Source organism: Rhizobium sp. PP-CC-3G-465, assembly GCF_004343445.1.
GTDB lineage: Bacteria > Pseudomonadota > Alphaproteobacteria > Rhizobiales > Rhizobiaceae > Ferranicluibacter > Ferranicluibacter rubi.
In genome coordinates this window covers 1,972,618-1,986,025 of the sequence record NZ_SLYH01000001.1, presented here as the reverse complement: position 1 = coordinate 1,986,025, position 13,408 = coordinate 1,972,618, and the positions used below count along the sequence as shown (strand labels likewise).

Genomic DNA, 13,408 nt, shown 5'->3' with positions numbered 1-13,408 from the left:
ATGATGAAGGCTCTCCGCTCCATTCTGCTTGGCACATGCGCATCGCTCGTCTCGCTGTCTGCCGTTCACGCCGCAGGGAGCGAAGACGACAACCTGCCGCCCTACAAGATGATCCGCTCGCTGCAGCACGTTCAGGACAGCGTGGTGCATGGCGATCTCTCCTCGGCCGATATGCAGCAGTTCATGCTCGGTGCCATCGAAAAGCGCCTGATGACGGCCGATCGAAGCGTCTTTGCGGATCCCCGCAATGTGGACGCAGCGCTGATCTACGCCATGAGCGGGGGCAACCCGAAGACGCTCGCCTACCTCGCCAGTCGCGACATCGACGGCAATTTCGACAATCGCGTCACCGATGCCCTGAGCCATTACCTGAACGGCAAGGGCGGTCTGATCGTGGAGATCATGTCGAAGACGATCGACGAGTACAAGAATGCGCCGATCGGACCGTATCTCTACCTCGTCTATGGCAATGCGGTCGCTCAACAGGATCCCGGCAAGGCTGTGAAAGCCTATGACTGGGCAAGACTTGTGGCACCGGGCACCAATATCGAGGAAGCGGCCCTGCGCCGTTCCCTCATGCTGACCACACGTGCCGGCAATGTCGATCGGGCGCTGGCGTACTCGCTTGCCTATACCCGCCGCTTCATGACGTCGCCTTATGCGGGCCAGTTCGCGGATATCTTCGTGGAGCTTGCGGTCGCCAATTACGGCGATGAAAAGCGCCAGAAGATCGAGGAGATCCTGTCCTTCATGGACAAGCCGCGCCAGCGCGAGATCTTCCTGCGGATTGCGCGGAACGCTGCCATTGCAGGGCTGAAGCCTCTGACGAAACTTGCCTCGGAACGCGCAGCGGCGCTATCCGCTGCAGCGGATATGGAGCCGAACGCTCTCGCCACGTTCTATTCCGGCCTCGTAAATGTGCCGTCGACCGGCATCCTCGACGCCGTCAAGACTATCGAAGCCATTCCCGATGCCGAACTTTCTGCGCGCGATCGCAGCTTGAGGGAGGCAGCCCAGGCCGTTGCACGGGAGGTGCTGCGTGCTCCGGTTGCGGATGTGCAGGCCAGTGCCGACAGTTCAGCACAAGCCAGCGCTGATATACTGGCTGCACAAACGCCATCTCCCGAAGCCCTGTCGGGATCCGGTAGCAGCGACAGCCCCTTTGCAGCCCCCGCGACGCCAACGGCATCCGAGGCTGCGCCCACCGAGCCCGAGACATCGGCTTCCGTGGATATCGATCCGGCGCTGGCGACGTTTCTAACGAGCGGGAAGAGCAAGCTGGGCGAGATCGACGCGCTGCTGCGGGAGGATATGTAGACATGAGATCCCTTGATGATGCGCTGCCGGCAGCCAAAGCTGCCCGCGCGAGTGTTTCTGCCGTCAAGAACCGCCCTGGCGAAGGCGAAGGCGGCGCAGCCTTTCGCAAGACGTTCGCCGATCTCGGGCACGCACGGGATACGAACGCGAAGACGCACGCGTCGGCCGGCCACACAAAGACTCAGCCGGATGAGCCGGCACAAATCACGACAACCGGTTCGTCTGCACACACCAGACAGGTCGACAAGGCGGATGCTGCGCAAACGCGCACAGCCGAAGACTTTGCTTCGACATCGAAGGAAGCTGAGGCAGAGTCTGACCAGACGCCACATGCATCTGTCGCTCACGGTGCAGGCGCATCGAAGGATAGGAATTCGGCTGTCTCGTCTGCGACACCTGCCGGGAAGACCGACGCGCTCGCTCTCCTGTCTCTCGTGACAGCACCGCAATCTCAGGATGCAGACGGTGAAGCAGCCGTTCCGCCACCCTCGTCCGACGAAGCGACAAGCGAAAGCCAGACGGCGCTCCCCAAGACGACACAGGCAGCTGCGACCGCAACGCTCTCTGCCACCCTCGCGCTGAAAGCCATCAAGGCCGACCCAGAAGCAGATAGCGCCGGAACGGCTGCAGGTGCTGCGACAGTGCCGGCGGACGATGAGAAAAAGGTCAGAGCCGGCAAGAGCCCCAATACGGCAGAACCGAAAGTGGCAGCTCCGATTCTTGTCGAAAAGACGCTTGAGACACTGACGACGGCGGTCACATCCGAAACGGTGCAGAATCCGGGATCCGACGCGCCTGCCACCGTGCGTGTGGCAAGGGCGCCCGCCGGGGTGAAATCAACCGATGCACGGACAACGGCCGGGAACCAACCTCCCGCAGTGGTTGATTCAGACTCTCTTCCAGTCCTGGCGATACCTGCGCATCTTCAAGCTGTTGCCCCTGAAAAGATCGGCGTGACCAAGGCATCGGACGTTGTCGAGCCTGCTGCTGACAAGCTATCTCCGCACGTCGCAGCATCGTCTCTCCTGCGCCAGACAAAGCAGGTGACGACCGAGACGACGCCGGAGCCTGCGGAGGATACCGCAGCAGCAGCACCCGCCCCAGAGATAGATATTCGCAGTCTCATGGCCATTCTCGGCCCGGTCACGGCACAGCCGGCGGTGGATGCGTCCACCAAGGGGGAAAGCAACGAGTCCAAGGTGAGGATGCCGGGCCTCAAGGTGACGGGCGACAAGGCAAGCATGCCTATGGCCTCAATGGCCGCAGTTGATTCATCGGCACTGCCGACATCGACGGATGGCACCGATCAGGTCTTCCGCTTCGCGCGGGCGGATGGCAAAGTGAGCCCGATCTCTCTGCGAGCGGATGCCGACCGGCCCGCGTCCACGGCATCGAACGATCAGGCGAACACCAAGGCCGAGACCGTCACCGTGCTGGATGCCCGGCGCTATCTCGGCATCGCACCGACGCTCGGCAACCCGTTACCGATGACGGCCAACGCCCAGGCGGTTGCCGCCGCGATCACGGGCAATGGTGATCCGACGCAGGCGCTCCAGGCAAACACAGGTTCACAGGCTGCCACCGGCAAGGTGGTCAACACGCTCAAGATCCAGATGCACCCGATCGACCTCGGTCTCGTCACGGCCACGTTGCGCCTGCGCGACGACGAGTTGCAGATCGATCTTCGTGTCCAGACGGGCGACGCCTACCGGCAGCTCACCAACGATCAGGATGCGATGATCAAGGCGCTTCGCGCGCAGGGCTTCCAAGTCGATCAGGTCAATGTAATCTTCACCCCGTTGGACAGCGCCGGTGGAAATGACGGCTCGGGGCAACCACAGAGCAACCAGCAGCAGCCGTCGCAGAACGGACGGGACAGCCAAGGCGGCCTTGCGGCAGGCAATGGCGGAGAAGGCCGTAATGGCGGCGCAGGACAGCGGAGTGCAGATGACGGGCGGACCAGACAAGACACGCTTCGTGAAACGCCTGCGGCACCTCAGCCTGGCCTGTCTGACGAGCTTTATTTCTAGTGCTCCCATGGTCGCACACGCCGCATCCGGCTCGGATGCCGGCCTGTGCGAAAGCCAGATCGTCGCTGCAGCCGCCAAATATGGCATTCCCGAAGGCATCCTCTATTCGGTCGGACTGACGGAAACGGGCCGCAAGGGCTCGCTGCAGCCTTATGCCATGAACATCGATGGCAAGGCCGTGTTCGCGTCGAGCGCAAGCGAGGTGCTGCAGAGGTTCGAGACGGCTCGGGCAGGGGGTGCAAAGCTCATCGATCTCGGTTGTATGCAGATAAATTATCGCTACCATGGGGAGAATTTCACCTCACCCGAAGCGATGCTCGATCCGCGTGCAAACGTCGAATATGCCGCACGCTTCCTTGCAAATCTCCATGCCCGCCACGAAACCTGGACCATGGCCGTCGCGCGGTATCATGCCGGTCCGAACAACGATCCTGCCCAGAAGCGATATGTCTGCCGCGTGATCGCAAATCTGGTCGCGACAGGTTACGGAAAATGGACGCCGAACGCTGCGTCCTTCTGTCGTTGAACGTCCGTTAATAACAACCTATACGATTTTAAACCGATGATTTGTTGCAATGCACGCGCAGGTTCTTCGTCGCAAAAATAAGGCACGTGCAATGGCGATCATTAACACGCGTTAACCTTTCCACAGAATTAATAGTCGGTGTATCGAAATGAGCCACTACATCTTGATCAAATCGGTGCGGGGACCCTGAGCTAGTACCATTTCTACCCACCAAAAGCCTCTAATTGTGACGAGGCGCCACGATTCGTACCAATGACGTATTGGAAAACACCATACTGATTCGGAGCGGACGAATGATCGTAGTGGTTGATGAACGTGAACTTGTAAAAGATGGATACACCTCTCTCTTCGGACGGGAAGGCGTACCCTCCACCGGGTTTGATCCCAAGGAATTCGGCGACTGGGTCTCCACCGCCGCCGACAGCGATATCGATGCTGTCGAGGTGTTCCTGATCGGCCAGGGCGAACGGGCCATGACGCTTCCCCGCGCCATCCGTGATCGTTCCACGGCCCCGGTCATCGCCATCAGCGATACGCCGTCGCTGGAAGCCACGCTCGCCTTCTTCGACTGCGGAGTCGATGACGTCGTGCGCAAGCCGGTTCATCCCCGCGAGATCCTCGCCCGTGCAGCGGCCATCCGCCGCCGCCTCAAGTCCCTGTCCAACTACACCGATATCGGTGCGATCCGCGTCTTCTCGGACGGTCGCGATCCCGAGATCGAAGGCGATACCTTCGCCTTGCCGCGCCGCGAGCGCCGCATCCTGGAATATCTGGTCGCCAACCGTGGCCGTCGCGTCTCCAAGTCGCAGATCTTCAACGCGATCTATGGCATCTTCGACGAAGACGTCGAAGAGAACGTCGTCGAGAGCCACATCAGCAAGCTGCGCAAGAAGCTGCGCAAGAAGCTTGGCTTCGATCCGATCGATAGCAAGCGCTTCCTGGGCTACTGCATCGACTGGAGCTAAGCCTCCAACGTCTACCCCGGTTTCCAAAGGAGCCATGGGGTCTTTCGAAAGCGAACGACGAGGGTTCGCAATCGGGAGACGCCATGGCTCCTTTTCATTTCAGACGGCTGATTTTCCTCAGGAAATTTCGTTCGATCCTTCGTCTCTTCAGCCGGGACAGGCAGCCTGAACAGGTTCACGCAAGGCTTGCTTCCTAGTGTCGCCAAGACGAACGAAACGAGGATTGGACATGAGTCTCTTTGGAATGATGCAGACCGGCGGTTCCGGCATGAACGCACAGGCCAACCGCCTTAGCACCGTCGCGGAGAACATCGCGAATGCCAGCACCACTGGCTACAAGCGCTCATCGACGGAGTTTTCCTCGTTGATCCTGCCAGCCACGGGTGGAAGCTACAATTCCGGTGGTGTCGAGACGAAGGTTCGCCGCAGCATCGAGAACGAAGGCGCCACGGTCACGACGACCTCCGGCTCCGACCTGCGGATCAACGGCGAGGGCTTCTTCGTCGTATCGGACGCGACCGGCAGCCCTTTCATGACCCGCGCCGGCGCCTTTACCAAAAACGAAGACGGCAACCTGATCAATTCGGGTGGTTACGCCCTTCAGGGTTATGCCTATGTCAATGGCCAAGCGCCGACGGCCGTCGCCAACAGCTTCGACGGTCTGACGAACATCAATCTCTCGTCCGGGGGCCTGACGGCAACGGGCACGACGGTTGCAGCCTTCGGTGCAAACCTGGACTCACGGACGACGGCAGGTGCTGATGCATCCACGACCTCGTTGAGCGTCTACGACACGCAGGGCAATGCGCGCGTCCTCGATATTTCCTACACGAAGAGCGGGACCAACGCCTGGAACGTCGCCGTGACGGATCGCGCCAGCGGTGACTCGCTTGGTACGACCACGATGGCCTTCGGAGAAGACGGCAGCCTGACGACGTCGCCGGTCACGGTCACGACGGCCGAGAAGACGTATGCCGGCGCCAAGCTCAACGAGATCACGATCGATCTGTCCAAGACGACCCAGCTGGGTTCCGCCTTCACGCCGGTCCCCGGAAACAAGGACGGGAACGCGCCGAGCGCCGTTGCCGGCTTCGAGATCGACAAGGAAGGTATCGTTTACGTCCGATACGCAAACAACGATCTGGATCCCCGTTATCGCCTGGCCCTCGCAACGGTCCAGAGCGTCAACAACCTTGAGCCGCAGACCGGCAACGTCTACCTGGCAGGTGCCTCCTCCGGCGAGGTTTCCGTCGGGTACGCAGGTACCGGCCAGTTCGGCGGGGTTCAGGATAACGCTCTTGAAGGCTCCAACGTCGATATCGCTGACGAACTGACGGCGATGATCGAATCCCAGCGCAGCTACACGGCAAATTCCAAAGTCTTCCAGACAGGCGCCGACCTTCTGGACGTCCTGGTCAACCTCAAGCGCTGATCTAGAAAAGGACGGGCTCCGTCATGTCTCTCGCTTCTGCCATTACCACGGCTCAGACGATCTTCAGCAATACCGGCAAGCAAACGGCCATCGTATCGCAGAACATCGCGAATGTTGGCAGTGCCGACTACTCGCGTCGTCTCGCCATGATGGGCGTAGACAACGACGGACAGCCTTATCTCAAGGTGCAGCGCGCCCAGAACGACGCGCTGTTCAAGCAGACCGTTGCCAGCATCTCGGACGATGCAGGGCAGTCGAGGCTGTTGTTCGGTCTCCAGCAGATACAGTCCGCCTTTGGCGGCGCGGATTATCCGACGTCGCCATCGACCTACATGACTGCGTTCCGCAGCAGCCTCCAGACGTTTGCCGCGTCGCCCAGCAGCATTACGATCGCCAGATCCGCCGTGGCGGACGCGCGAGACGTTGCAAACGCTTTGAACTCCGCCTCCACAGTCGTCGATCAGGTCAAGGCGACGACGGACAAGGAGATCGGCGAGCAGGTCGTGCAGCTCAACGAATATCTCTCGGCCTTCGAGAAGGTGAACTATACCGTCATCGGAATGCTGGCCAATGGCAAGGATGCGAGCGATGCGCTCGACAAGCGGGACTCGCTCCTGAAGTCGATTGCCGGCATCGTTGGCATCTCGACCACCATGCGCCAGAGCATGGACACCGTCATCTATACGAGCGATGGCAGCGTGCTCTTCGAGACGTCGGCACGCAAGGTCGAACTGGTCGGCAAGGACGGGTCTTCGTCTCCGCCGTTTCATGTGGAGATCGACAATGAAGAGCTGAAGCCCGGCACTGGTGGCAACACCACCGCGCAGGGAACGCTCGCGGCTCTCTTTCAGCTGCGCGACGATATCGCACCCATGATGCAGAACCAGCTGGACGAGATCGCCCGCGGTCTCATCGTCTCCTTCCGCGAGACGGACCAGACGATACCGGAGGAAAACCGGGAGCCGGGAGTGCCGGGTCTGTTCATCGACTCGAGCAGCACGGACATGCCGACGGCAGGCACGATATCCACAGGTCTCGCCGGACGCATCAAGATCAACGCTGCGGTCGATGACAATCCCATGCTGCTGCGGGACGGCGGTTTCAACAACACGTCCACCTCGACGAACTACACCTACAACAGAGACAGTGTTGCGGCCTATACCGGTCGCCTCGACGGTCTCATCGAACAGATGGGAACGCCGCAGGCGTTCGACGCCACGGCGGATATCGGCGGAAGCGCAACCGTCATGGGCTATGCCTCCAACTCGATCGGCTGGATCGAGCAGCTGCGCAAGGCGGCAACGTCTGCCGACGAGACCAAGGGCGCCATGGTGGCGCAGATGCAGCAGACTCTGAGCAACGAAACCGGCGTCAGTCTCGACGAGGAATTGTCGCTGATGCTCGATCTCGAGCAGTCCTACAAGGCGTCGGCAAAGCTGTTGACCACGGTGGACGAGATGCTCAAATCCCTGCTGGACATGGTGAGATAAGATGAAGACGTCATTCATTTCCAATCTGGCGGTCCAAAACGCACTGCGGCTCAGCGTCCAGCGCGGCCAGTCTGAAGTCGTTAAGCTCCAGCAGGAAGTAACGACCGGCATTCATGCCGATCCGGGTGCGGCTCTCGGTTCCAGCGCGGCTCGGCTTGTCAGCCTGAAGGACGAGCTGCAGCGCCTGACCAACATTAAGGACACGAACGCACTCGTAACCCAGCGTCTCTCGACATCGCAGCTTGCCGTCGAATCGATGCGCAAGGCGGGCGAGGAAATGAACACCACGCTGGTGGGTAGCATGGGCGTCGACGACGCCTCGCGGCTTGGCAACACGAAGACGGCGCTCACCTCGACGTTCAACGCGTTCTTCGTGGCGGCAAACTCCCAGTCGAACGGAGAATACCTTCTTTCCGGCCTCAATTCCGACGCCAGGCCGCTGACGCCTTATGCAGAGAACGCGGCCGCCAAGCAAACTTTTGCCGATGCGTTCGAAAGCTTCAAGCTGGAGAACAACAGCAATCCCGCCAACGCGACGATCACGGGCTACCGCGACCTTTCCGCCGATCAGATGAAGGACTTCATCGATCGCAAGATCGTGCCGCTCTACGTGGGCGATACGAGCGCCGGTGAAAAGGCGGTCCCCGATCAGTGGATGACGGATTGGTCGCAGGCCTCGGACAAGAATGTCCAGAGCCGCATTTCCGGATCCGAAGTCGTATCGACGACGACGAACGCCAACGAGGCGGGTGTCCGTAAGATGGTGCTGGCCTCCATGATCGCCGACCAGCTGCTGACCGAGGATCTCTCCAGCCAGGCGCGCCAGGTCGTCAACCAGACGGCGCAGAACTATACCCAGCAGGCGATTTCCGGCTTGATCAGCATGGGAAGCGATCTTGGCACGTCCGAGGGGCGCGTCGGCAAGGCCAATGCGTTGCTGGACTCCCAGACGAAGCTGCTCACCACCCATGTCAGCGACCTCGAGGGTGTCGATCCCTATGAGGCGACCACGCGGATGAAGGCCCTGATGACGCAGATCGAGACGTCTTACACGCTCACGTCGCGAATGCAGCAGTTGAGCTTGATCAATTTCCTCTGATGCGAAGAGGCCTTAGACAAACATGAGGGATGTCTGAATGTATCAGTTTTCGTATGCCGAGATCATGGAGGACGGCGTTGCCGACTCCAAGGATCGTGAGCGACAAGTCCTCGACCGTTCGATAGCACTTCTCGCATCTGCCAGCCTGCAGAAGGGGTACTCCCGAGAAGCGATCGAAGCGGTCTACTACACGCGGCGTCTCTGGATCCGTTTCATCGAGGATCTGCGCGCGCCCGACAATCAGCTGAACGAAGAGCTGCGTGCCAATCTCATCTCCATCGCCATCTGGATTCTGAGCGAAACCGAGAAGATCCGCAAACGCGAATCCTCGAACTTCCAGGGCATCATCGACATCACAACCATCATCAGGGATGGACTGAAATGAAAAGCACACTGCGTATCTCGCTGAAGTCGGGCGAACGGATCTTTGTGAATGGCGCCGTTCTGCGGGTCGATCGCAAGGTGGCGGTCGAATTCCTGAACGATGTCACCTTCCTGCTCGAAAACCACGTCCTCCAGCCGGAGGACGCGACCACCCCGTTGCGTCAGCTCTATTTCATCGCCCAGATGATCCTGATCAATCCGGAAGGTGCCGAGCAGTCGACCATCATGTTCCGCAAGTCGATCGTCATGCTGTTGAATTGCTTCAAGAACGACGAGATTCTGTCTGAACTGAAGCGCGTCGACGGTCTCGTCATGCAGGGTCGTGCCTTCGACGCCCTGAAGGCGATCCGCGGTCTCTACCCGATCGAAGACAAGATCCTCAACGCCCAGGAAATGGCGCCGGCGATGATCGAACACATCCGCAAGGAGATTGCACCATGGCGGTAGCTATTCCGGTCGGCGCTGCGGCAGCGACCACCCCGACGACGAACACCACGGCCAAGGACGCGGCAACCGCGTCCACCAAGGCCAGCCTCAACTATGACAGCTTCCTCAAGCTGCTCGTCGCCCAGATGAAGAATCAGGATCCGACGCAGCCGATGGATAGCACCCAGCAGATCTCCCAGCTCGCAACCTTCTCCCAGGTCGAGCAGACCATCCAGACGAACACCAATCTGGAAAGCCTGCTGCAGCGTACCTCGCTCTCGGAAGCGAATGCCGTCATCGGCAAGACGGTAACGAGCGCCGATGGCAAGACGACTGGCGTGGTCAAGGAGGTCACGCTATACTCCGACGGAATCGTTGCGCTTCTCGAAAACGGCACCAAGCTTCCCATCGGTCCTGGGGTTTCGGTAAAGTAGCGGTCTCGGTCCAGGAATTGGTCCGATCCTCCGTGGTGAAGTGATACTGCAATGAATGAGGCCGACGCTCTCGACATGGTTCAGACGGCAATGTGGACGGTGGTCGTGGCATCGGGCCCGCCCGTTCTCGCCGCCATGATCGTCGGCCTCGTCGTCGCCCTGATCCAGGCGCTGACGCAGGTTCAGGAAATGACGCTGACCTTCGTTCCGAAGATCCTGGCGGTCCTCGTGACCGTCGCCATCGCCGCGCCGTTCATCGGCTCGCAGGTCTCGATCTTCACCGACATCGTCTTCTCCCGCATCCAGACCGGCTTCTGATCCCCGTCCGGGCTAGGCAAGCCATCGACGGCGCCTTCCGTTTCGCCTCGCCAGCCATCCCCGCGCAAGCTTGGACACCTAGAACTGTCGGCATATGGGGCGACAGGTATGAATGTCGCCCGCCTCTCATGACGAGACGGACATTCCGATGGCACAACCTCCTGCAATTGTAATCCCCAAGATCGCCCCGAACGGGCGCGATGTCGGCTTTGCGCTCGGCATCGTCGCGATCCTGTCGATCCTCTTCCTGCCGATCCCGCCCTTCCTGATCGACATGGGGCTGGCCTTCTCCATCGCCTTCTCCATCCTCATCCTGATGGTATCGCTCTGGATCCAGCGGCCGCTCGATTTCTCGTCCTTCCCGGTTATCTTGCTGATCTCGACCATGATCCGCCTCGCGCTGAACATCGCGACGACGCGCGTCATTCTCTCGCACGGGCACCAGGGGCACGATGCGGCCGGCGGCGTCATTGCGGGCTTCGCCGAACTCGTCATGGGCGGCGACTTCGTCATCGGTCTGATCGTCTTCCTCATCCTGATCACGGTGAACTTCATCGTCATCACCAAGGGTGCCACGCGTATCGCGGAAGTCGGCGCCCGCTTCACCCTCGATGCCATTCCCGGCAAGCAGATGTCGATCGACGCCGACCTGTCGGCGGGCCTGATCAACGAGAAGGAAGCGCAGCATCGCCGGCGCGAGCTGGAGGAGGAAAGCTCCTTCTTCGGCTCCATGGACGGTGCCTCGAAGTTCGTGCGCGGCGATGCGGTCGCCGGCCTTCTCATCACCGGCATCAACGTGTTCGGCGGCATCATCATCGGCTATTTCCGCCACGGCATGTCGATCGGCGAAGCGGCGGACGTGTTCGTCAAGCTCTCGGTCGGAGACGGTCTGGTCTCGCAGATCCCGGCCCTGATCGTCTCGCTGGCCGCCGGCCTTCTCGTGTCGCGCGGCGGCACCTCGGGCTCCACCGACCAGGCGGTCGTCGGCCAGCTCAGCAACTATCCCCGCGCACTAATGGTGGCGGCGGGCCTTTTGGCCATGCTCTCCATCATCCCTGGTCTGCCCTTCATTCCCTTCGCCACGCTCGGTGTCGGCATGGCCGCCATAGCCTATATCATCCCGCGCCGTGCTGCAGCCGCAAGTCAGCTGAAGCGCGAGCAGGATCTGCAGACGGCAGCCCAGGTCAAGGACAGCGAGAAGGACAGCGTCAAGTCCGTCCTCAAGACCGCGGAAATCGAGCTGCTGCTCGGCAAGCAGGTCTCGACCCGACTGCTCGGCGCCCACCAGGAACTCGCCTTCCGCGTCGGCAAGATGCGCCGCAAATTCGCCAGCCAGTACGGGCTCATCGTTCCCGAGATCAAGGTCTCCGACGACATTGCCGTGCCGGACAAGGCCTACCACATCCGCGTCCACGGCACGACGATCGCGTCGAATACGGTGCGTGTCGGCGAAGTCATCGTCGTCACCGGCGGTGGCCGTCGTCCGACGGTTCCCGGCGACGATATCCGCGAACCCGCCTTCGGCATGCCCGCCGTCTCGATCCTCGAAACCTTCACCGAAGACCTGAAGCGCGAAGGCTTCCACCCGATCGACAACGTCTCCGTCGTGCTCACGCACCTGTCGGAAGTCATCCGCAACAACCTGCCGCAGCTGCTGTCCTACAAGGACGTCAAGATCCTCATCGAGCGTCTCGATCCCGAATACCGCAAGCTCGCGGACGAGATTTGCACCTCGCACATGTCCTATTCGGGCCTGCAGGCCGTGCTGAAGCTGCTGCTCGCCGAGCGCGTCTCCATCCGCAACCTGCACCTGATCCTCGAAGCGGTCGCCGAACTCGCCCCGCATGTCCGCAAGACCGAACATATCGTCGAGCACGTCCGCGTCCGCATGTCGCAGCAGCTCTGCGGCGATCTCTCCGACAACGGCACGCTGCGTGTGCTGCGCCTCGGCAACAAGTGGGACATGGTGTTCCACCAGGCGCTCAAGCGCGACGCCAAGGGCGATATCGTCGAGTTCGACATCGATCCGCGCCACCTCGAGGAATTCAGCGAGGAGGCGACCCGCGTCATCCGCGAACATCTGGATCGCGGCATGCCGTTCGTACTGGTATCTTCGCCCGAATCCCGCTCTTATGTCCGCATGATCATCGAACGCCTGTTTGCCACGCTGCCGGTCCTCAGCCATGTCGAGCTCGCAAAGGGGCTCGAGATCAAGATCATCGGCTCCATTTCATGATAACAGACCCGGAAGGCACGGTGCTGGCGCTGTTTGCGGCGTTCTGCCGTATCGGCGCCTGCATCATGGTCATGCCGGGTTTCTCGTCGGCCCGTGTCTCGGTCCAGATCCGACTCTTCACGGCGGTCGCGATCTCGATGGCGATCCTGCCGCTGATGTGGAACGACATCTATCCGCAGATCTCCGGCAAGGGTCACACCTATATCTACATCATCACCACCGAGATCGTCATCGGCAGCGTGATCGGCCTCATCGCCCGTTTCTATGCGCTCGGCCTGCAGTTCGTCGGCACCGTGCTCACCATGATGATCGGCTTCACCGCGCCGCCGGCCAGCGACGTGCTGGAAGACTCCTCGGAAAACCAGGTGACGAACATGATCTCCTTTGCCGGGCTCATGGTGCTCTTCATGCTCGATTTCCATCACGTGATCTTCGAGTCGATCTTCGACAGCTACAGGGTCATGCCGCTCGGCGTCGGGTTCGATCCGCAGGGCATCCTGATCACGATGACCAATGCGCTGGAAATGACCTTCATGATCATGCTGCGCCTGTCGAGCCCGTTCATCATCTATGGCCTGCTCTTCAACGTGGCGCTCGGCATGGTCAACAAGCTGGCGCCGCAGATGCCACTCTACTTCATCTCCGCGCCCTACCTCATCATGGGCGGGTTGTTCCTTCTCTATCTGGGCATCGCCGCCATGCTGCGGCTGTTCGCCGATGGCTTCGCCGTCGTCATGCAGGGAATATAGAC

At 60.6% G+C, this 13,408-nt stretch carries 13 protein-coding genes; all 13 read left to right on the top strand.

Features of this window, described 5'->3' with window-relative positions; all coding sequences use genetic code 11:
• On the top strand, positions 1-1,317 hold the full coding sequence (motC, locus tag C8J33_RS09365; RefSeq protein ID WP_132663854.1) for a chemotaxis protein MotC: 1,317 nt from the start codon (positions 1-3) through the stop codon (positions 1,315-1,317).
• Between the two features lie 953 nt (positions 1,318-2,270).
• A complete protein-coding gene (locus C8J33_RS09360) occupies positions 2,271-3,347 on the top strand; it encodes a flagellar hook-length control protein FliK (RefSeq protein WP_245507097.1) in 1,077 nt (358 codons plus the stop codon).
• A 7-nt stretch (positions 3,348-3,354) separates the two neighbouring features.
• Entirely contained in the window at positions 3,355-3,873 is a 519-nt protein-coding gene (locus tag C8J33_RS09355) for a transglycosylase SLT domain-containing protein (RefSeq protein WP_132446228.1), read from the top strand.
• Positions 3,874-4,166: 293 nt separating this feature from the next.
• Positions 4,167-4,838: a transcriptional activator Rem gene (gene rem, locus C8J33_RS09350; RefSeq protein WP_092932161.1), complete on the top strand. Its 672-nt coding sequence runs from the start codon at positions 4,167-4,169 to the stop codon at positions 4,836-4,838.
• Between the two features lie 229 nt (positions 4,839-5,067).
• The gene (locus C8J33_RS09345) at positions 5,068-6,270 is read left to right on the top strand and encodes a flagellar hook protein FlgE (protein WP_132446230.1); all 1,203 of its coding nucleotides are present in this window, start codon (positions 5,068-5,070) and stop codon (positions 6,268-6,270) included.
• A gap of 23 nt (positions 6,271-6,293) precedes the next feature.
• Positions 6,294-7,760, top strand: coding sequence for a flagellar hook-associated protein FlgK (gene flgK / locus C8J33_RS09340; RefSeq protein WP_132663852.1), 1,467 nt, complete (start codon positions 6,294-6,296; stop codon positions 7,758-7,760).
• A gap of 1 nt (position 7,761) precedes the next feature.
• The gene (locus C8J33_RS09335; RefSeq protein ID WP_110800014.1) at positions 7,762-8,859 is read left to right on the top strand and encodes a flagellar hook-associated family protein; all 1,098 of its coding nucleotides are present in this window, start codon (positions 7,762-7,764) and stop codon (positions 8,857-8,859) included.
• 37 nt (positions 8,860-8,896) lie between these two features.
• Positions 8,897-9,244, top strand: coding sequence for a flagellar biosynthesis regulator FlaF (gene flaF / locus C8J33_RS09330; protein ID WP_110726959.1), 348 nt, complete (start codon positions 8,897-8,899; stop codon positions 9,242-9,244).
• Positions 9,241-9,690: a flagellar biosynthesis repressor FlbT gene (gene flbT / locus C8J33_RS09325; RefSeq protein ID WP_092932171.1), complete on the top strand. Its 450-nt coding sequence runs from the start codon at positions 9,241-9,243 to the stop codon at positions 9,688-9,690. The genes flaF and flbT overlap by 4 nt, the downstream gene beginning before the upstream one ends.
• Positions 9,681-10,103: a flagellar hook assembly protein FlgD gene (gene flgD / locus C8J33_RS09320; RefSeq protein WP_132663850.1), complete on the top strand. Its 423-nt coding sequence runs from the start codon at positions 9,681-9,683 to the stop codon at positions 10,101-10,103. The genes flbT and flgD overlap by 10 nt, the downstream gene beginning before the upstream one ends.
• 51 nt (positions 10,104-10,154) lie before the next feature.
• Positions 10,155-10,421 carry a flagellar biosynthesis protein FliQ gene (gene fliQ / locus C8J33_RS09315; RefSeq protein WP_062595080.1) on the top strand — a complete coding sequence of 89 codons (267 nt, stop codon included), beginning with the start codon at positions 10,155-10,157 and terminating at the stop codon, positions 10,419-10,421.
• Between the two features lie 148 nt (positions 10,422-10,569).
• Positions 10,570-12,657 carry a flagellar biosynthesis protein FlhA gene (gene flhA / locus C8J33_RS09310; protein ID WP_110800145.1) on the top strand — a complete coding sequence of 696 codons (2,088 nt, stop codon included), beginning with the start codon at positions 10,570-10,572 and terminating at the stop codon, positions 12,655-12,657.
• The gene (gene fliR, locus C8J33_RS09305) at positions 12,654-13,406 is read left to right on the top strand and encodes a flagellar biosynthetic protein FliR (protein ID WP_110800012.1); all 753 of its coding nucleotides are present in this window, start codon (positions 12,654-12,656) and stop codon (positions 13,404-13,406) included. The genes flhA and fliR overlap by 4 nt, the downstream gene beginning before the upstream one ends.
• Positions 13,407-13,408: the final 2 nt, after the last annotated feature.